Below are 18,056 nucleotides of genomic sequence, written 5' to 3'. Positions count from 1 at the left end.
TTGGCAGGAACGGGGGCAAGCGCAAGAGGATGTGCGATGGTTGGCAGGGCTTAGCGCCGCGTTAACCTTGCCGCGCGACAAGGAGCGCGATGTTTCATTCGCCCCGCCCGCTGGTCGCTGCCGCCGCCGTGCCGATCGCGTTCGGCCGCGCGGGCGTGCTGCGTCCCCCCGAGCCTCGCTTCAGCCTGGTGGTGGACCTCAGCCAAAATCTGTTCAGCGCGCGCTGGTGGCGCGGGCTGGCGACGCTGACGGCGCTGGTCACGGGGGTGTCGCTCCTGGCGCCGCAAATGGGGCCGTTGCCCGCGGGAACGCCGGTGGCGGAAGGCCCCGATCAGGCGCGGCAGGAAGCGGCGCTGGCGGTGGGCGCCTTGTCACGCGGCTCGGCGACGGGCCTTACCATGAGCGAAGGACCGCTGGCGCGCCCGATCGCCAGCGCCCCGGCGCGGCAGTCGAGGACGCTCAGCCTGGTGGTGTCGCCCGGCGACAGGCTTGCCCGGCTTCTGTCACGCAATGGCGTTCGAATGGCGGACGCGCTGCACGCGGCGGCGATGATCCGCGCCGAAAAAGCGCTGCCGGCGCCCGGCACCACCTTGTCGCTGCGCCTCGGCGCGCCCGATGCGGCGGGGCAGCGGCCGATCGAACAATTGCACTATCGCGCCCGGCTCGATCTGGAGATCGAGGTCAGCGGTGGCGAGACCGGGCTGCGGGTCGAGCGTCGCGCGATGAACCTCGACCGCACACCCTTGCGCATTCGTGGCAGCGTCGGCGGCGGGCTCTATTGGGCGCTGCGCTCGGCCGGGGCGTCACCGGCGCAGGCGGCGGATTACCTGCAGGCGATCGGGGGCAGCCTCGACGTCGGTAGCGAGGTGATGCCGGGCGACCGGTTCGAGCTGGTGGTGGCGCAGGCGAAGTCCGCCGATGGGCGGACGGTGTCGGAAGGGCTGCTGTATGCCGGGCTCGACCGCTCGGGCGGCAGCGATCTCAGCCTGGTGCGGGTGCCGATCGGCGGCAGGCTGCAGTGGATCAATGAGACCGCGTCTCCCGAACCGGTGCGCAGCGGCTTGCTGGCGCCGGTGTCGGGACCGATCACCTCTGGCTTCGGCGGGCGGATGCACCCGATCCTGCGATTTATCCGGATGCACAAGGGCGTCGATTATGGCGCCGGCTGGGGCGCGCCGATCGTCGCGGCGGCGGACGGACAGGTGATCCGCGCGGGCTGGGCCGGGGGCTATGGCCGGCAGGTCCGGATCGCGCATGCGGGCGGGCTGGTCACGAGCTACAGCCACATGAGCCGGATCGTCGCCGAAGGCGGCTTCGTCCGCCGCGGCGAACTGATCGGCTATGTCGGGTCGAGCGGCCTGTCGACCGGCCCGCATCTTCATTACGAGGTGCTGAAGGACGGCGTGCCGGTCAATCCGCTGGGCGTGACCCTGGTCAGCCGGCCCGTTTTCAATGACAAATTGATGGCGGCGGTGCGGGCGCGGGCCAAGGCGCTGCGCGGCCTGTAGCACTGGCAGGTTGAACAAAGATTAATGATTTGTTAATTCCCCGTATCGAGTCGGTTCGCCGACATCGCAACACAAGGGGATACGACATGAAGATGGGCAAAGTGCTGGCGTTCGGCATTGCAGGGGCGCTGTTGACCAGCGGAACCGCTGCCTCGGCGGCCGACTTCTCCTACACTGGCTCGTTGCCGAATGCCAACGCGGTGCAGTTTTTCAACTTTTCCGTCGGCACCGACTCCACGGTGACGCTGCGGTCCTATTCCTATGCGGGCGGCACCAACGCCGCCGGACAGGTGATCGCGCGTGGCGGCTTCGATCCGATCCTGGCGCTGTTCGACAGCTCGGGCGCTCTGATCGGCCAGAATGATGACGGCGGACTTAACGTCCCGGCCGATATCAACGGCAATCGGTACGACGTCTTCCTCAGCCGCTTGCTTGGTCCGGGCAACTATACCGTGTCGGTAGCGGCCTTCTCCAACTTCGCGCTTGGACCGAACCTTTCGAACGGGTTTCAGGGCACCGGCTCGTTCAACGGTCGCACCAACGCGTGGGCGTTCGACATCCTGAACGTCAACAGCGCGGCGCAGGTCGGCGCCGTTCCGGAACCCGGCACCTGGGCCCTGATGCTGATCGGCTTCGGCGCGGTTGGCGCATCCCTCCGCCGTCGCCGCAGGGTGAGCGCGGTGCCCACTTTCAGCAACTGAGGTCATCCACGATCCCGCGAAGGGATCTTGAACGACCGAAAACCCGTCGGCCGCTGCTCCCGGAGAAAACCCGGAGTAGCGGCCGATCTTTTTTGCCCGGATGCCTGTAGATCGAGGGCGCAACGCCGCAACGTTAAGGACGGTCCGAGCGCACGAATCGTTGCCAGGTTATTAACTTAAGCGTAACTGCGTGAGCTGCTGTGAAAGGTAGCCGTGCCGATGACCGACCTGGTCGTCATTGCATGCATTGCCTTTGATCATCGCTCCGAACCGGATGGGTTGAAGCGATTCAAGGCGTGCCTCCTCCAATGTCCGCAGGTGGAGCGGGCGATGGAGGTGTGCGGCACGTTCGACCTCATTCTTCAGGGCCATTGCTCGGACATGGCGGAGTTCACCGCGGGCATGGACCGGCTGCGCGAGCCCCTGGCGCAATATACGACGCGGGTGGAAACGAACTTCGTCGCCCGGACCGTGAACCGCCAGTCGCCAGTCTCCGCTCCGTCGGGCGCGATGTGGTTGCCGTGCAAGGACGGTCGCCGGCGGATCGAGCATCGACTGATCGACAAGATCGTCGCCGAGGGCGATTATATGCGGGTGCATGTCGGCAGCTGGGACTGCCTCGTCCACGACACCATGGCACATCTGGTCGCCGAGCTCGCCGACCAGGGGTTCGTCCAGCTGCATCGCAGCTCGCTGGTCCGGATCACCTTTATCGAGCGGCTGCTTCACGACGGGCGCCGCTGGAAGGCGCGGCTGTGCGATGGAAGCGAGATGTGGGTAGCCAAGAGCCATACCCCCGACGTGCTGCGGATCATGGCGGGCGAGTCGTCGATGGATCCGGCGTCTTCACCGAAACCGGACCCTGCGGGCGACGTGCCGGCGACGATCAACGAAAACGAGCTGAAGCTGACCCTGTGAAGCGCGACAGCGGCCTCCGGGCGCAGTTCCGCGCCGCTCAAGGAGGACATCATGGAAAGCCGCAAATTCGCCTGCCTGACCGCCGCCATCGCGTTCGGACTGAGCCTGGTCGGCATTGCCGGCGCCGCCGCCGCTTCTGGCCCGCTGCAGGACGTGGTGGTGAAGGGCGAACGGATCGATCCCGACCTGCAACGCCGGGTGTCCTACGCCGATCTCAACCTCGCCTTCCGCCCGGGGCAGAAGATCCTCGCCTCGCGCATCCGCAGCACCGCCAACGGCCTGTGCTGGGATCTGAACGGGCCCTACAGCACCGACCGCTGCACCATTGACGCGATCGACAGCACCAAGGGCCAGGTGGCCGCGGCGGTCGAGCGTGCCAAGCGCCAGATGGCCGGGCTTCCGGTGGGTCCGGCGGTGGCGATTTCGATGGTGATCGGCGCGCGCTGACCGGCACGGGTAGTCACGACAAAGGGGACGGTTGGCGCCGTCCCCTTTGTCGTGACTGCGCCGGATGGGAGCGAATCGCTTGTTCGAGCGCTGTTTCTATGGCCTCATGGTCGTGCTCGGGATCGACGCCCTGCTGGTGCGTTGTCGTGATGAGGAGTTTGCCGATGCGCACCCGTATTCTTCTGCCGCTTGCCGCGCTGTCGATCGCCGCGATGCCCGCAAGCGCCGCTACCATTTCCGGCGAGGCTAAAGTGATTCTCGGTGGCGAGGCCGCCCGTTGCGTCGGGGTGGCGCTGGTGCCCCGCACGACGGCAAGCGAGCAGAGCATCGTCCAGATGTTCGGCACCGCGTCGGCCGCGTCGCGCACCCTGTCGCCGGCCGAGCTTAAGGACAGCCGCGCCTCCAGCGCCCTGCGCGACAAGGAAGCGCGCTGTTCGTTCGGCGCCGGCTACAGCTTCAAGAATGTCGCGCCGGGCGAGTATTTCGTCCTGCTGCACGCGCGCCGCAACTTGTCGAGGCCCGTCGGCGCGCAGCCTGCGAGAGAGGCTCCGCCGGTTTTTGATCAAGGCTTCCGCGATCAGGCGGTGCTGTTGATGCAGCCGGTGACGGTTCCGGCGTCGGGCCTGCTGGTGCAGTCGGACTTCCGCTACAAGTAAGCGCGGCCCGCGCGAGGGCGGGCCGCTGCCTGCCTTTAGCGGCCGTGGCCGCGCCAGCGCTTGACGGTGCGGGTGATGATCTCGGCTTCGCCGCCGGTTTCACGCCACAGGTTGGCGAAGCTCGGATCGGACGAGGCCGGGCGCTTTTCGGGTTCGAGGTCGTCGAACCGGACGCGGATCGGAATCGCGACGCCTTCGCCGCAGACGATGCATTCGCGGTTGCGGAGGGCGGGGATGGCGTCGAGGAAGCCGCGGGCGCCTTCGGGCATGGCGGCGCGGACGCAGGCTTGGTCGCGGTCGTTATTGAGACGCATCGAGATGATCGTGCCGCACTGCGACAGCACGCCTTCGGCCAAGTCGGACGGACGCTGGGTGATGAGGCCCAGCGACACGCCATATTTACGGCCTTCCTTGGCGATCCGTTCGAGGATTTTGCGGACCGCCTGGACGCCGTTGTTCTCGTCCTTGGGGACGTAACGGTGGGCTTCTTCGCAGACGAGCAAGATCGGCCGCTGCGCTTCGGTGCGTGACCAGATGGCGTAATCGAACACCATGCGGGCGAGCACCGAGACGACGACGCTGGTGATGTCGGACGGCACGCCCGACACGTCGACGATGCTGATCGGCTTGCCGTTGGCGGGCATGCGGAACAGCTTGGCGATGAAGCTGCCCATCGAATCGGTGATGTTCATGCCCGAGAACATGAAGGTGTAGCGCGGGTCGGCCTTGAGTTCGTCGAGCTTGGTCTTGAGCCGCTGGTAGGGTGTGGTGTCGCCGGCGCGGTCGAGCTTGCCCATTTCGGCGACCAGGATCGAGTTCAGGTCGGTCAGCAGATAGGGGATCGGCGAATCCACCGTCACCTTGCCAAACTGCTCCGAAAACTTGTTCTTGGTCCGCGCGGCGAGGAGGCATTTGGCGAGGATGTCGGCGTCGCGATTGCGCTCGGCCCCGTCGGTGGTGAGCAGCACCTCGCAATGTTCTTCGAAATTGAGCAGCCAGTAGGGGAGCTGAAGATTGTCGACGTTGAAGAGTTCGCCGCAGCCCTTGAAGGCGGCGGAATATTCGCCGTGCGGATCGATCATCACGATGTGCCCCTCGGGGCTGTAGTTCGAGATGCGATGGAGGATCAGCGCGACCGAGGTCGATTTGCCGGTGCCGGTCGAGCCGAGGATCGCGAAATGCTTGCTGAGCATCGGGTCGATGTAGAGCGCGCCGCGAATGTCTTCGGTCGGGTAGACGGTGCCGATCTCGACGTGGGCGCTGTCGGAGGCGGCGAACACCTGGCGGAGGTCATCGGTGGTGACCGGGTGCACTTCGGCGCCCGGGATCGGGTAGCGGGTGACACCGCGGCGGAAGCCGCTCATACCGCCATTCTGGTCGCGGCTGCCTTCGCCGAGGAAGTCGATGGCGGCGATCACCGAGCCGTCGTCGCCCGCCTTCATGGTCCGGACGTTGGCGATTAGCCAGCTCTTGCCGACCGCCATCTTGACCTGGCTGCCGACCTGCCCCGACATCGCGACCGAGGGATCGCGGTGGTCGGCGAGTGCGAGCAGCTTCACGGGATCGAGCTTGGCCTGCGAGCCCGAGCCGGCGATGTCCATGACCGCGCCGATCGGATCGAACTTTTCGCGCACGACGGGGACGTGGCCGCCGGCATGATCGTCTTCCGAATGGCTGGTCAGCTCGTCGATCAGCTGCCTGAGACCCGCATTGTCTTCCATGATCGTCCGCACCGCTCCCACTGAATTTGTTGGGATCGGCGTAGGCGAAATGCGGTTAAGATTTCCTCTAGCTGTTGCGCCCGAACAGGGCGGCGGCGCCCCAGCCGAGGCCGAGGCTCAGCACCACGGCGGCAAGCCCGTAGAGAAAGCCATGCCGCCGCGCAGCGGTGGCGATGAAGCGTTCGAACCCGGTTTTGCGGACGTCCACTTCCTTGGTCGCGGCGGCGATCACCTTGCCGCGGTCGATCAAGAAGGTCTCGGTCTCGTAAGTGCCGATCGGGACTTGGCTGGGGATCGAGATTCGGGCGCGGTAGAGAACGCCGTCGCTGATTTCGACGCCGTTGCTGTTTTCGGCATACAGACCCTGACGGGTGCGCAGGTCGAGCAGGCCGTTTTCGAAGCGCTGCGCTTTTTCGGGCTGCGCGCCGCCGCCGGGCGATAGCTGGAGATTGCCGAGGCCGAGTTCATAGACCGCGGCGGTGCGCTCACCGACGATCTGCGACAAGGGGCGGTTGGAGGCGACGGCGTAATAGGCCGGGGCGGACACGAAGCGGTGGCTGTCGGCGTTCATCCAGATGCCGGCGATCTTCTGTTTTTCGCGGACGATCATCGGCTGCACCGGGCCTTTCAGCAGCACCACCACGTCGAGCGGCCGGGTCGGGGTGCGGCCGCCGGGATAAAGGATCGCGCCGAACAGCAGCAGTTGCGCGCCGGTGAAGCTGTAGCGGATCTCGATCGCGCGGGCGGAGATATCGGGCACCAGGCGTGGGCCGGCCTGGCCCAGGAGGAGCGGGGCCAGCAGCGCGAGGAAGAAAGGCCGCAGCTTCACAGATATTCGATCGAGAAGATTTCCTCGGGCCGGTAAGTCAGGCCGAGCGCCATTCGCAGCGCCACGAGGAGGATGATGACGCCGAGGCCGAACCGAAGGAGGTCGGGCTTGAGGCGGGTGGTGAGGCGGGCGCCATATTGCGCGCCGAGCACGCCGCCGACCAGCAGCAGCGCGGCCAGCACGATATCGACCGAGCGGGTGGTCAGGGCATGGATCATGGTGGTCGCGGCGCTGACCGCAAGGATCATGACGAGGCTGGTGCCGACCACCACGCGCGGTGCCATGCCGAGGATGTAGATCATCGCCGGGACCAGGATGAACCCGCCGCCGACGCCGAGCAGCACGGTCAGGATGCCCGCAACGAAGCCCAGCGCGAGGGGTGCCAGCGGCGAGAGATAGAGGCCACTAGCGTAGAAGCGCCAGCGGAAGGGGAGCGAGGCGACCAGCCGGTGATGGCGCTTGCGCGGCTCCGCTTCCTTTTCGGCGGGCTTCCACCAGCCGAGTGCGACCACCGCGTCGCGCAGCATCAGGAGGCCGATCGGCAGCAGCAGCGCGACGTAGAGGATGCCGATCACCACGTCGATCTGGCCGCTAGCCTGGGCAAGGCGGAACAGGCCGGCACCCGCGAGGCTTCCGACCAGGCCGCCGGCGATCATCACCAGCCCCATGCGCAGGTCCACCCCGCCGCGTTTCATGTGGGCGAACACGCCCGACACGCTGGCGCCGGTGATCTGGGTGGTGGCCGAGGCGACCGCGACGCTTGGGGGAATACCGTAGAAGATCAGCAATGGCGTCGTCAGAAAGCCGCCGCCCACCCCGAACAGCCCGGACAGGATGCCGACCAGCCCGCCGAGGATCACGATAAAGAGCGCGTTGACGCTCATGTTGGCGATGGGGAGGTAGATGTCCATGCGGCTGCGGGGGCGATAGCCTATGCATTTGTTTCCGTCATCCCGGGCCTGACCCGGGATCCGGCTTCTTTTTGCACAGTTGGAAGAAGAAGCTGGGCCCCAAATCAAGTCCGGGGTGACGTGCTGAGCGCTTGGCGGATCGATTGGGCGGGGTTAGGCCAATAGCCATGACCGCTCGTCTCGCTTTCGCCCCCCTGCTCGCCCTTCTGGCCGCTGGTTGCGCCACGCTGCCGCAACGCGCCCCGTCGACGCGGGCCGTCTCTCGACCCGGCTTCGTGATCGCCGCCAATCCGCTGGCGGCCAAGGCGGGGATGGACGTGCTCCAGCGCGGCGGCAGCGCGGCCGATGCGGCGGTAGCGGTGCAGGCGGCGCTGGGCCTCGTCGAACCGCAATCGAGCGGTCTCGGCGGGGGCGCCTTCATGACTTATTACGACGCGCGGACAGCCAAGGTCACCGTCTACGACGGGCGCGAGACGGCACCTGCGGGTGCGACCCCGACCATGTTCATCGGCCCCGACGGCAAGCCCTTGTCCTTCGCCACCGCGGTGCTGAGCGGGCGGGCGACCGGGGTGCCGGGTGCGGTGCGGATGCTCGAGATGGCGCAGCGCGCGCACGGGCGGCTCCGCTGGTCCGAATTGTTCGAGCCGACCGCGGTGCTGGCCGAACAGGGCTTCGCGATCAGCCCGCGCCTCGGGCGGATGCTCGCCGGCAATTATGCCGAACTGTCGGCGCCCGATGTGGTGAAATATTTTAGCAAGCCCGACGGGACCAGGCTCAAGGTCGGCGATACGCTGCAGAACCCGGTCTACGCCCGGTTCCTGCGCCGGCTGGCGAGCGGCGGGGCGAATGTTTTTTACACCGGCGAGACCGCGGCGCGGATCGTCGAGCGGGTGCGGCAGGGGCCGTTCGCGAGCAGCATGACGATGGCCGATCTGTCACGTTATCGCCCGGTGAAGCGCGAGGCGCTGTGCCGTGCATGGCAGAGCTATACCGCCTGCGTTCCGCCGCCGCCGTCGAGCGGGGTGTCGACCTTGCAATTGCTGGAGATGCTCGGCCGCACCGATATCGCGTCGCGCGGCCCCGGCGATCCGCAGGGCTGGTATCTGTTCGCCGAAGGCTCGCGCCTGATGTACGCCGACCGCGACCGCTATGTCGCCGATCCGGCCTTTGTGAAGGTGCCGGTCGAGGGCCTGCTCGATCCCGCTTATGTCGCGAGCCGGGCGGCGCTGATCGGTCCGTCCGCCGGGCCGCCGCCGGTCGCGGGGAAACCGCCGGGCGCGGCGGCGGTGGGTGCCGACGCCACGCGGGAGCCGGCCGGAACCAGCCATTTCATAGTCGGCGACAGCAACGGCAATGTGGTCAGCATGACCACCACGGTGGAAAGCATCTTTGGCTCCGGCCGGATGGTCGACGGCTTTTTCCTCAACAATCAGATGACCGATTTCAGTTTCTCACCGACCGAGGCCGATGGCCGTCCCGCCGCCAATGCGGTGGCGGGGGGCAAACGGCCGCGCTCGTCGATGACGCCGTTGATCCTGCTCGACGCGCAGGGCCGGTTCGCGGGGGCGTTCGGAAGCCCCGGGGGAAGCGCGATCCTGGCCTATGTCAGCAAAACCATGGTCGGAAGCCTGATGTGGAAGCTGCCGGTGCAGGGGGCGATCGATCTGCCCAACCTCGTTGCGCGAGGGTCGAGCTTCGGCGGCGAGGTGGACAAGTTTCCGGCCGGTGTCGTCGCGGGGCTGGCGGCCAGGGGCGTGGCGCTGAAGCCGGGGCAGGGCGAGGACAGCGGCGTTCATGCGGTGTTGATCCGTCCCGACGGCCAAATCGACGGCGGCTATGACAAGCGTCGCGAAGGCGTGGTGCTGGTGGACGAGAAGCGGACGCCGGTCAGGCGCTAGACCCGACCGCTTCCGCGAGGGAGGAGAAGCGGGTGGCGGCGAGCCGTTCGCGGATGTCCGCAGCGATGTCGCGGGCAATCTGCGGCCCCTTGTAGACCATCGCCGAATAGAGCTGAACAAGGTTGGCCCCGGCGCAGATCCGGCGCCACGCGTCATGACCATCGCTGATCCCGCCGGCCGAAATCAGCGGGACCTGCCCGCCGGTGATCGCGTAGAAGGCCTGCAATTGGTGCATGGCGAGAATTGCGAGCGGGGCGCCCGACAGGCCGCCTGCTTCGTCGCGGTGCCGGGATGACAGCGGCGGGCGGGTGATGGTGGTGTTGGAGACGATGATCCCGTCGATGCCGTGATCGGCGACCGCGCGGACGATACGGATCGGGTCGCCGTCCTCGAGGTCGGGTGCGACCTTGAGGAAGACGGGCGGGTTGCTGAACGCCGCAGTCCGCGCCTCGCGCACCGCCGCCAGCAATTCGCCCAGCTCGCCGCCGGCCTGAAGATTGCGCAGGCCCGGTGTGTTGGGGGAGGAGATGTTGACCGTCAGATAGTCGGCGACCGGCGCCATTCGCCGCACGCCTTCGGCATAATCGCGGATGCGGTCGGGGCTGTCCTTGTTGGCGCCGATGTTGACCCCGACGATGCCTTTTGTCCGCCGGGCCTTGAGCCGGGCCAGCGCCGCGTCCTGACCACCGTTGTTGAAGCCGAGGCGATTGATCACCGCCGCATCCTCGACCAGCCGGAACATGCGGGGCTTGGGATTGCCCGGCTGCGCCAAGGGGGTCAGCGTGCCGACCTCGACGAAGCCGAAGCCGTGGCCCAGCATCGCATCGAACACCTCGGCATTCTTGTCGTAACCCGCCGCCAGTCCGACCGGCGAGGGGAAGCGCAAACCCGCGACCTCGCTTGCCAGCACGGGATCGAATGCCGGAGCCTTGCCCGCCGGAAGCGCTTTCAGGGCGGTGATGCTGAGGCCGTGCGCGCGCTCGGCATCCAAGCTGAAGAAGAGCGGGCGGACGAGGGGGTAGAGACTCATGGGGTTGCGTCTACCGCCGAACGCCGCCAGCGTCTCGCCTGCCTTTCGCTCAAGGAGTTTCCATGCGCCGTCCGCTGCTGCTCGCTTCCCTTCTGCTTGCCGGTTGCGCCACCACCGCGCCCGACCCGCTGATCGCGCCGCCGCCTGAAGCCGCGCCGGCCGAAGCCGCCGCGCCGGCGCCCGCGCCGATCCCCGCGCGCAATGCGGCGCTCGCCGCTTTCTTCGAGGAATATGACAAGGCGAACCTCGACCAGTCGCCGCTGTCGAAGGCCTATCGCGGGATCAAGGACGCCGATTACGGCAAGTGGGACGAGTTCACTGACGCGGCCGACGAGCGCGACCGGGCGCTTGACCTGCGCTATCTAGCCGAGCTGCGCCAACGCTTCCCACGCGCGTCACTCAGCCCCGAGGATCAGCTGAGCTTCGACCTGTTCGAATATCGCATCGCGCGCAGCGAGTCGGTGCGGCCGTATCGCAAGAACGGCCTCGTGTTCGACCAGATGAACGGCGCGCAGAGCGACGGGCCGGCGTTCCTGATCAACATCCACAAGGTCGACACCGTCGCCGACGCCGAAGCCTATGTCAGCCGCATCACCGCCATCGCCACCTTCCTCGATCAGGCGCTGGCCGAGGCCAAGGCGCGCGAGGCGAACGGCGTGCTCGCGCCGCGCTGGGTCTACCCTTACGTCATCGCCGACAGCCGCAACCTGATCCGCGGCGCCCCGTTCGATCGCGGCGCGGACAACGACCTGTGGGCCGATTTCAAGACCAAGGTCGGCAAGCTCGACGCCGACGCGGCGACCAAGGCCCGCCTGATCGAAGCCGGGCGGACCGCGATGGTGCGGGACCTGAAACCCGCCTACAGCCGAGTGATCACCGCGATGCAGGCGCAGCAGGCCAAGGCCGGGACCGACGACGGCATCTGGCGCTTTCCCAACGGCGCGGCGGAATATCAGGCGCGCCTGAAGTTCTACACGACCACCGACCTCACTCCGGACCAGGTCCACGATCTGGGTCTCGCACAGGTCGCGCGCATCCACGGCGAGATGACCGCACTCAAGGATCGGGTCGGGTTCAAGGGTTCGCTGCAGGACTTCTTCAAGTTCATGCGCGAGGACAAGCGCTTCTACTACCCGAACACCGCCGCGGGCAGGCAGATGTACCTCGACGAGAGCCTGAAAGCGCAGGCGCAGGTGCAGGCCGCGCTGCCGCGTTTCTTCGGGCGGCTGCCCAAGGCGCCGCTGCTGGTCAAGCCGGTCGAGGCGTTCCGCGAAAAGAGCGCGGGCAAGGCCTTTTACCAGGACCCGCCGCCCGACGGCTCGCGCCCCGGCACCTATTACGTCAACCTCTACGACATGAACGACATGCCCTCGACCGAGGTCGAAGCCTTGTTCTGTCACGAGGGCATTCCCGGCCACCACCTGCAGGGTGCGCTGTTGAGCGAACTCGGCAAAGGCGAGGTGCCGCCGTTCCGCCAGTTCAGCGGTTACACCGCGACCGACGAGGGCTGGGGCCTGTATGCCGAAAAGCTGTGCAAGGAGATGGGGCTGTATCAGGACCCCTATCGCGACTTCGGGCGGCTGCAGCTCGAGCTGCACCGCGCGATCCGGCTGGTGGTCGACAGCGGCATTCACCACAAGCGCTGGACCCGCGAACGGGCGATCAAATATGTCGAGGACAATAGCGCCGACGCCAAGGGCGGGATCGTCAAGGCGATCGAGCGCTACATCGTCTATCCGGGGCAGGCGACGGCCTACATGGTCGGCAAGCTGAAGATCGAGGAATTGCGGGCCAAGGCCAAGGCGCAGCTCGGCGCGAAGTATGACGATCGCCAGTTCCATGACACCATCCTGCTGGCTGGCTCGATGCCGCTGAACATGCTGGAAGCGCGCGTCGACGAGTGGATTGCCCGGACCAAGGCATAGGTCGCCGACCGGTTGTTAATCGGAGTCTTCCGGCCTAAATAGGACCGGAACACTCCACTATGCGATTGACCCACCTCGCCGACTATGCGGTCGTGATCCTGACCGCTGCCGCCGCCCGTTCGGGTGACGAGCGGCTGAGTGCGTCCGAACTGGCGGCGGAGACCGGGCTTCCGTTGCCGACCACGCAGAAGGTGCTGGGCAAGCTCGGCAGCGCCGGGCTGTTGAGCGCGACGCGTGGGATCGGCGGCGGATTCTCCTTCAGCCGCGCGCCGAAGACGATCACGCTGGCCGACATCATCGAGGCCGTCGAAGGGCCGATCGCGATGACCCAGTGCAGCGGGTCGGACGAGGTCAGCGACTGCGCGCTCGACAGCCACTGCAAGGTGAAGCCGCACATGAGTATCGTCAGCCGGACCGTGCGCGACGCGCTGTCCGGCGTGACCCTTGAGCATTTGGCGTCCGAGCGCCGCATGGAAGACGCATGACCGAACAGACCGCGATCAAGAACCAGGAAGCGCACGAGGCGGCCGAGAAGCTTGCCACCTACGAATGGGGCTTCGTCAGCGACATCGAATCCGACTTCGCGCCCAAGGGGCTGAGCGAGGACACGGTTCGCTTCATCAGCGCCAAGAAGGGTGAGCCTGAGTGGCTGCTCGAGTGGCGGCTGAAAGCCTATCGCGCGTGGCTGACGATGGAGGAGGTCGACTGGGCCAAGCTCCACATCCCGCCGATCGACTACCAGGACGCTTATTATTACGCCGAGCCCAAGGCCCGGCCGACCATCGCCTCGCTCGATGAGCTCGATCCCGAGATCCGCCGCACCTACGAGAAGCTGGGCATCCCGATCGAGGAGCAGAAGGTGCTCGCCGGGGTCGAGGGCGCGCGCAAGGTGGCGGTGGACGCGGTGTTCGACAGCGTGTCGGTGGCGACCACTTTCCGCGAGGAGCTGGACAAGGCGGGCGTCATCTTCCGCTCGATCAGCGAGGCGGTGAAGGAATTTCCCGATCTCGTCCGCAAGTACCTCGGCAGTGTCGTGCCGCAGCGCGATAACTTCTTCGCCTGCCTCAACAGCGCGGTCTTTTCGGACGGGACCTTCGTCTACATTCCCGAGGGCGTCCGCTGCCCGATGGAGCTGTCGACCTATTTTCGCATCAATGCCGAGAATACCGGCCAATTCGAGCGCACGCTGATCGTCGCCGACAAGGGGAGCTACGTCTCCTATCTTGAAGGCTGCACCGCGCCGATGCGCGACGAGAACCAGCTGCACGCCGCGGTGGTCGAGATCGTCGCGCATGACGATGCCGAAGTGAAGTATTCCACCGTCCAGAACTGGTATCCGGGCAATGCCGAGGGCGTCGGGGGCATCTATAATTTCGTGACCAAGCGGGCGATGTGCTCGGGCGCGCGGTCGAAGGTGAGCTGGACGCAGGTCGAGACCGGCAGCGCGATCACCTGGAAGTATCCGAGCTGCATCCTCAAGGGCGACGGCAGCGTCGGCGAATTCTACTCGGTCGCGCTGACCAACAATCGCCAGCAGGCCGACACCGGCACCAAGATGGTGCACATCGGCAAGAACACCCGCTCGACCATCGTGTCCAAGGGCATTTCGGCCGGCCGCAGCGACAACACCTATCGCGGTCTGGTGCGCGTGCTTCCGGGCGCCGAGAATGTCCGCAATTTCACCCAATGCGACAGCCTGCTGCTGGGCGACCAGTGCGGCGCGCACACCGTGCCCTACATCGAGGTCAAGAACCCGACCGCGACCATCGAGCATGAAGCGACCACATCGAAGATCAGCGAGGACCAATTGTTTTACGCCATGGCCCGCGGCCTCGATCAGGAGGCGGCGGTGGCGCTGATCGTCAACGGCTTCGCCCGCGAGGTGCTGAAGCAGCTGCCGATGGAATTTGCGGTCGAGGCGCAGAAGCTGCTGGGGATCAGTTTGGAAGGAAGTGTTGGTTAAGTGCTTACGATTGAGAATCTCCACGCGACCGTCGCCGACAAGCCGATCCTGAACGGCCTCACCCTCTCCGTTCCGGCAGGCGAAATGCATGCGATCATGGGGCCGAATGGCGCGGGCAAGTCGACGCTGGCTTATGTGCTCGGCGGACGGCCGGGCTATGAGGTGACCGGCGGTTCGGTATCACTTGGCGGCGAGGATCTGCTGTCGATGGAGCCGCACGAGCGCGCTGCCGCAGGGCTGTTCCTCGGGTTTCAATATCCGGTCGAGATCCCCGGCGTGTCGTCGATGCAGTTCATCCGCGAAAGCGTGAACGCGCAGCGTCGCGCGCGGGGCGAGGCCGAGCTTAGCGGCGCCGAATTCATCCGCCTCGCCAAGGCCGAAGCGGATGAGCTCGGCATGGATGTCGAGATGCTCAAGAGGCCGGTCAATGTCGGCTTTTCAGGCGGCGAGAAGAAGCGCGCCGAGATGGTCCAGATGGGGATCATGCGGCCCAAGTTCGCGGTGCTCGACGAGACCGACAGCGGGCTCGACATCGACGCGCTGCGGATCGTCGGCGCGGGCATCAATCGCATCATGCGCGCAACCGACAAGGGCGTGCTGCTGATCACCCACTATCAGCGCCTGCTCGACTATGTGCAGCCCGACCGCGTCCATGTCCTGACCGCCGGCCAGATCAGCCGTTCGGGTGGTCCGGAACTGGCGCACGAGCTGGAGCGCGGGGGCTACGCCGAGGTCGCATGAGCGTCGCCGCCACCCTCCCTACCCGCAAGGACGAGGCGTATCGCTACGCCGACCTGTCGGCGCTCGACCGCGTGTGGCACGGGCTTGCCCCCGCTCGCCGCATCGACATTCCGGCGGGTGAGCAGGATGCCCATGTCCTGATCGTCAACCAGGACAGCGTCGAGGTGCACCGCGCCGAGATCGTGCTTGAGCCGGGTGCGTCGCTGTCGCTGTTCGTGCTGAACGGCGCCACCGACTATGGCCGGGTCGAAGTCGATGTGACCGTCCGCGACGGCGCGCATTTCGCGCTGCACGCCGCTAATATCGCGGGCGGCAAGGCGACGCAGGAGATCGTCACCGTGGTCCGCCACGAGGAGCCGAACGGCACCTCCAACCAGGTCGTGCGCAGCGTGCTGGCCGATCAGTCGACCGGCTCCTACCTCGGCAAGGTCGCGGTCGCCCGGCATGCGCAGAAGGTCGATGGTGAACAGTCGGTGAAGGCGATGCTGCTCGATCGCGGCGCGACCGCCAACTGCAAGCCCGAACTCGAAATCTACGCCGACGACGTGAAGTGCGCGCATGGCGCCAGTGTCGGCGAGCTCGATGCGGACCAGCTCTTCTACGCCCTCTCGCGTGGGCTCGATCCGGCCAGTGCCAAGGCGCTGCTGCTCGAAGGCTTCGTGCTGCAATTGTGGGACGACGCGCCCGAGGATCGCCGCGAGGAGCTGATTGCCGAAACCCGCCGCCTGCTGCGCGAGGTGGCGCGGTGAACATGGAGGCCCCGATTAGCGCGCCGCTCGACGTGCGCGACCAGTTTCCGGCGATTGCCGGCTGGCATTATCTCGACAGCGCCGTCTCCGCGCAAAAGCCGCAGGCGGTGATCGACGCGATCACGCGGGCCTATGCGCAGGATTATGCCTCGGTGCATCGCGGGGTTTATCAGCGCAGCGCCGACATGACGCTGGCGTACGAAGCGGCGCGGGCGCGGGCAGGGCAATTCATCGGCGGCGCGGCGGAAGAAGTCGTCTTCACCCGCGGCGCGACCGAGGCGATCAATCTGGTGGCGCAGGTGCTGCCCAAGGAAGGCCGCGGCCGGGTGCTGCTATCGGCGCTCGAGCATCACAGCAACATCGTGCCGTGGCAGCTCGCCGGTTACGCCATCGACGTCGTGCCGCTGACCGCCGATGGCCAGATCGATCTCGATGCCGCCGAGGCGATGATTTCAGACAAGCATCGAGTCGTGTCGTTCGCGCACGTGTCGAACGTGCTCGGCTCGATCCTCGACGTGACCCGCGCGGCGGAGATCGCGCACTCCAAGGGCGCCCTGCTGCTGCTCGACGGTTGCCAGGCCGCGCCGCGGGTCGCGATCGATGTGACGGCGAGCGGCGCGGACTTCTACACTTATTCGGGCCACAAGCTGTACGGACCGACCGGGATCGGCGTGTTGTGGGGCCGCAAGGCGCTGCTCGACGCAATGCCGCCGTGGCAGGGCGGCGGGGCGATGATCGACCAGGTCACGTTCGAGCGCACCACCTTCATGCCCCCACCCCAGCGGTTCGAAGCGGGCACCCCGCATATCGTCGGCGGGATCGGGCTGGCCGCGGCGATCGACTGGGTCGAGGGCATCGGCATCGATCGCATACATGCGCATGAAACCGGCCTCGTCGCCGAATGCCGCGCCGCGCTGCGCGAGCTTGGTTATGTCCGGCTGTTCGGGCCGGAGACAAGCGCCGGGATCGTCAGTTTCGAGGTCGAGGGGGTGCATCCGCACGATGTCGGCACCATCTTGGACGACGAAGGCGTGGCGATCCGGGCCGGGCATCATTGCGCCCAGCCGTTGATGCAGCTGCTCGGCGTTCCCGCCACCTGCCGGGCGAGTTTTGCGGCCCATAGCGACAGCGGCGATATCGCCGCGCTGGTCCTAGGCCTGAAGAAAGTGAAGCGGATCTTCGGATGAACGAACAACGCAAGATCGAGACCGAGGAAGTGGACGCGGTCGCCCCGCCGCCCAAGGCCCGCGTCGACCTGGAAACACCCGCCGAAACGTTCGAGCGCAAGCGCGACTATCTCGCCGGCTTCCTCGATCAGCAGCCCGCCGAAGTCCCCGCGGGCGGTGCCGGCGGCGATCTTCAGGCGGCGATCGTCGAGACGCTCAAGACCATCTACGACCCGGAAATCCCGGTCGATATCTACGAGCTCGGGCTGATCTACGATGTCAGCGTGACCGACGACGGCGATGCGACGGTGCTGATGACGCTCACCACCCCGCATTGCCCGGTCGCCGAATCGATGCCGGGCGAGGTCGAGATCCGCGTGCTGTCGGTGCCGGGCGTCCGCGATGCCGAGGTCAAGTTGGTGTGGGATCCGCCGTGGGATCCAAGCAAGATGAGCGACGAAGCACGCCTCGAACTGGGGATGCTGTGATGGCTGAGACGACCACCGCCACCCGCCGCCCGCGCCCGGCCGCGATCACGCTGACCCCCAGTGCCGAGCAGCGCGTTGCCAACCTCATGGCGCAGGCCCCGGCGGACGCGATCGGGGTCAAGCTGTCGACCCCGCGGCGCGGCTGCTCGGGCCTCGCTTATTCGGTCGACTACGTCACCGCCGAGGACAAGTTCGACGAGAAGATCGAGACTCCCGGCGGCACCTTCTACGTCGATGGCGGCTCGATCCTGTATCTGATCGGCAGCGTCATGGACTGGCGCGAGGACGATTTCACCGCCGGCTTCGTGTTCGAAAATCCCAATGCCAAGGGCAGCTGCGGCTGCGGAGAGAGCTTCACCGTCTGAGGCCGATCGTGGTATGATCGCACGTCAGGAGGAACCGCCG

18 protein-coding genes are annotated in these 18,056 nt (G+C 66.6%); 14 read left to right on the top strand and 4 right to left on the bottom strand.

All coding sequences use genetic code 11. The annotated features are described in order from the left end of the window. Window positions 1-89 precede the first annotated feature (89 nt). The 5 genes from V6R86_RS03095 (at window position 90) to V6R86_RS03075 (ending at window position 4,230) form a co-directional block, all read left to right on the top strand. Window positions 90-1,508 (top strand): M23 family metallopeptidase, encoded by a 1,419-nt coding sequence (locus V6R86_RS03095; RefSeq protein WP_338502015.1) that lies wholly within the window; start codon window positions 90-92, stop codon window positions 1,506-1,508. An 86-nt stretch (window positions 1,509-1,594) separates the two neighbouring features. After that, window positions 1,595-2,209, top strand: a complete 615-nt coding sequence (locus tag V6R86_RS03090) for a DVUA0089 family protein (protein ID WP_338502014.1) — start codon at window positions 1,595-1,597, stop codon at window positions 2,207-2,209. A 219-nt stretch (window positions 2,210-2,428) separates the two neighbouring features. Then, window positions 2,429-3,127: a LytTR family transcriptional regulator DNA-binding domain-containing protein gene (locus V6R86_RS03085; protein WP_338502012.1), complete on the top strand. Its 699-nt coding sequence runs from the start codon at window positions 2,429-2,431 to the stop codon at window positions 3,125-3,127. Window positions 3,128-3,178: 51 nt separating this feature from the next. Then, entirely contained in the window at window positions 3,179-3,574 is a 396-nt protein-coding gene (locus V6R86_RS03080) for a UrcA family protein (RefSeq protein WP_338502010.1), read from the top strand. A gap of 164 nt (window positions 3,575-3,738) precedes the next feature. Next, window positions 3,739-4,230, top strand: coding sequence for a hypothetical protein (locus V6R86_RS03075; RefSeq protein ID WP_338502009.1), 492 nt, complete (start codon window positions 3,739-3,741; stop codon window positions 4,228-4,230). A gap of 35 nt (window positions 4,231-4,265) precedes the next feature. Here the strand turns inward: V6R86_RS03075 and V6R86_RS03070 are convergent, their stop codons facing one another. From V6R86_RS03070 to V6R86_RS03060, 3 genes are all read right to left on the bottom strand, one after another. Next, window positions 4,266-5,951, bottom strand: coding sequence for an ATP-binding protein (locus V6R86_RS03070; RefSeq protein ID WP_425335976.1), 1,686 nt, complete (start codon window positions 5,949-5,951; stop codon window positions 4,266-4,268). Window positions 5,952-6,018: 67 nt separating this feature from the next. Next, window positions 6,019-6,774 carry a TIGR02186 family protein gene (locus V6R86_RS03065; RefSeq protein ID WP_425335975.1) on the bottom strand — a complete coding sequence of 252 codons (756 nt, stop codon included), beginning with the start codon at window positions 6,772-6,774 and terminating at the stop codon, window positions 6,019-6,021. Between the two features lie 2 nt (window positions 6,775-6,776). Beyond that, the gene (locus tag V6R86_RS03060; protein ID WP_338502006.1) at window positions 6,777-7,691 is read right to left on the bottom strand and encodes a sulfite exporter TauE/SafE family protein; all 915 of its coding nucleotides are present in this window, start codon (window positions 7,689-7,691) and stop codon (window positions 6,777-6,779) included. Window positions 7,692-7,858: 167 nt separating this feature from the next. Here V6R86_RS03060 and ggt point away from each other — a divergent pair, with 167 nt between their 5' ends. Then, window positions 7,859-9,589: a gamma-glutamyltransferase gene (gene ggt, locus V6R86_RS03055; protein WP_338502004.1), complete on the top strand. Its 1,731-nt coding sequence runs from the start codon at window positions 7,859-7,861 to the stop codon at window positions 9,587-9,589. On the opposite strand, the gene V6R86_RS03050 is transcribed toward ggt, so the two are convergent. Then, entirely contained in the window at window positions 9,579-10,619 is a 1,041-nt protein-coding gene (locus tag V6R86_RS03050) for a quinone-dependent dihydroorotate dehydrogenase (RefSeq protein WP_338502002.1), read from the bottom strand. The two genes, ggt and V6R86_RS03050, sit on opposite strands and share 11 nt — an antisense overlap. A 62-nt stretch (window positions 10,620-10,681) precedes the next feature. Between V6R86_RS03050 and V6R86_RS03045 the strand changes: the two genes are divergently transcribed. From V6R86_RS03045 to V6R86_RS03010, 8 genes are read left to right on the top strand one after another with little or no spacing between them, the layout of a single operon-like run. Then, window positions 10,682-12,544, top strand: a complete 1,863-nt coding sequence (locus V6R86_RS03045; protein ID WP_338502000.1) for a DUF885 domain-containing protein — start codon at window positions 10,682-10,684, stop codon at window positions 12,542-12,544. Between the two features lie 59 nt (window positions 12,545-12,603). Beyond that, complete coding sequence (locus V6R86_RS03040) at window positions 12,604-13,029, top strand: SUF system Fe-S cluster assembly regulator (protein ID WP_338501998.1); 426 nt, start codon at window positions 12,604-12,606, stop codon at window positions 13,027-13,029. Then, the gene (sufB, locus tag V6R86_RS03035; protein ID WP_338501996.1) at window positions 13,026-14,507 is read left to right on the top strand and encodes a Fe-S cluster assembly protein SufB; all 1,482 of its coding nucleotides are present in this window, start codon (window positions 13,026-13,028) and stop codon (window positions 14,505-14,507) included. Before V6R86_RS03040 ends, sufB begins: the two co-directional genes overlap by 4 nt. Then, the gene (sufC, locus tag V6R86_RS03030; RefSeq protein WP_338501994.1) at window positions 14,508-15,248 is read left to right on the top strand and encodes a Fe-S cluster assembly ATPase SufC; all 741 of its coding nucleotides are present in this window, start codon (window positions 14,508-14,510) and stop codon (window positions 15,246-15,248) included. Next, window positions 15,245-15,997, top strand: coding sequence for a SufD family Fe-S cluster assembly protein (locus tag V6R86_RS03025; protein ID WP_338501991.1), 753 nt, complete (start codon window positions 15,245-15,247; stop codon window positions 15,995-15,997). The genes sufC and V6R86_RS03025 overlap by 4 nt, the downstream gene beginning before the upstream one ends. A gap of 2 nt (window positions 15,998-15,999) precedes the next feature. Next, entirely contained in the window at window positions 16,000-17,184 is a 1,185-nt protein-coding gene (locus tag V6R86_RS03020; protein WP_338501988.1) for a cysteine desulfurase, read from the top strand. Then, on the top strand, window positions 17,181-17,651 hold the full coding sequence (locus V6R86_RS03015) for an SUF system Fe-S cluster assembly protein (protein ID WP_338501986.1): 471 nt from the start codon (window positions 17,181-17,183) through the stop codon (window positions 17,649-17,651). The genes V6R86_RS03020 and V6R86_RS03015 overlap by 4 nt, the downstream gene beginning before the upstream one ends. After that, the gene (locus V6R86_RS03010; protein ID WP_338501983.1) at window positions 17,651-18,016 is read left to right on the top strand and encodes an iron-sulfur cluster assembly accessory protein; all 366 of its coding nucleotides are present in this window, start codon (window positions 17,651-17,653) and stop codon (window positions 18,014-18,016) included. The genes V6R86_RS03015 and V6R86_RS03010 overlap by 1 nt, the downstream gene beginning before the upstream one ends. The last annotated feature ends 40 nt before the right edge of the window (window positions 18,017-18,056 follow it).

Source organism: Sphingomonas kaistensis (genome assembly GCF_036884275.1).
GTDB classification, from domain to species: Bacteria; Pseudomonadota; Alphaproteobacteria; order Sphingomonadales; family Sphingomonadaceae; genus Sphingomicrobium; species Sphingomicrobium kaistense_A.
Note: the sequence above shows the minus strand (reverse complement) of the source record. Positions and strands in the feature narration are given on the sequence as shown.

Bases quoted from the DNA above. Each gene is read 5' to 3' on its own strand.
- V6R86_RS03095 (WP_338502015.1), top strand. From the start codon at position 90: ATGTTTCATTCGCCCCGCCCGCTGGTCGCTGCCGCCGCCGTGCCGATC.
- V6R86_RS03090 (WP_338502014.1), top strand. From the start codon at position 1,595: ATGAAGATGGGCAAAGTGCTGGCGTTCGGCATTGCAGGGGCGCTGTTG.
- V6R86_RS03085 (WP_338502012.1), top strand. From the start codon at position 2,429: ATGACCGACCTGGTCGTCATTGCATGCATTGCCTTTGATCATCGCTCC.
- V6R86_RS03080 (WP_338502010.1), top strand. From the start codon at position 3,179: ATGGAAAGCCGCAAATTCGCCTGCCTGACCGCCGCCATCGCGTTCGGA.
- V6R86_RS03075 (WP_338502009.1), top strand. From the start codon at position 3,739: ATGCGCACCCGTATTCTTCTGCCGCTTGCCGCGCTGTCGATCGCCGCG.
- V6R86_RS03070 (WP_425335976.1), bottom strand. From the start codon at position 5,951: ATGGAAGACAATGCGGGTCTCAGGCAGCTGATCGACGAGCTGACCAGC.
- V6R86_RS03060 (WP_338502006.1), bottom strand. From the start codon at position 7,691: ATGGACATCTACCTCCCCATCGCCAACATGAGCGTCAACGCGCTCTTT.
- ggt (WP_338502004.1), top strand. From the start codon at position 7,859: ATGACCGCTCGTCTCGCTTTCGCCCCCCTGCTCGCCCTTCTGGCCGCT.
- V6R86_RS03050 (WP_338502002.1), bottom strand. From the start codon at position 10,619: ATGAGTCTCTACCCCCTCGTCCGCCCGCTCTTCTTCAGCTTGGATGCC.
- V6R86_RS03045 (WP_338502000.1), top strand. From the start codon at position 10,682: ATGCGCCGTCCGCTGCTGCTCGCTTCCCTTCTGCTTGCCGGTTGCGCC.
- V6R86_RS03040 (WP_338501998.1), top strand. From the start codon at position 12,604: ATGCGATTGACCCACCTCGCCGACTATGCGGTCGTGATCCTGACCGCT.
- sufB (WP_338501996.1), top strand. From the start codon at position 13,026: ATGACCGAACAGACCGCGATCAAGAACCAGGAAGCGCACGAGGCGGCC.
- V6R86_RS03025 (WP_338501991.1), top strand. From the start codon at position 15,245: ATGAGCGTCGCCGCCACCCTCCCTACCCGCAAGGACGAGGCGTATCGC.
- V6R86_RS03020 (WP_338501988.1), top strand. From the start codon at position 16,000: ATGGAGGCCCCGATTAGCGCGCCGCTCGACGTGCGCGACCAGTTTCCG.
- V6R86_RS03015 (WP_338501986.1), top strand. From the start codon at position 17,181: ATGAACGAACAACGCAAGATCGAGACCGAGGAAGTGGACGCGGTCGCC.
- V6R86_RS03010 (WP_338501983.1), top strand. From the start codon at position 17,651: ATGGCTGAGACGACCACCGCCACCCGCCGCCCGCGCCCGGCCGCGATC.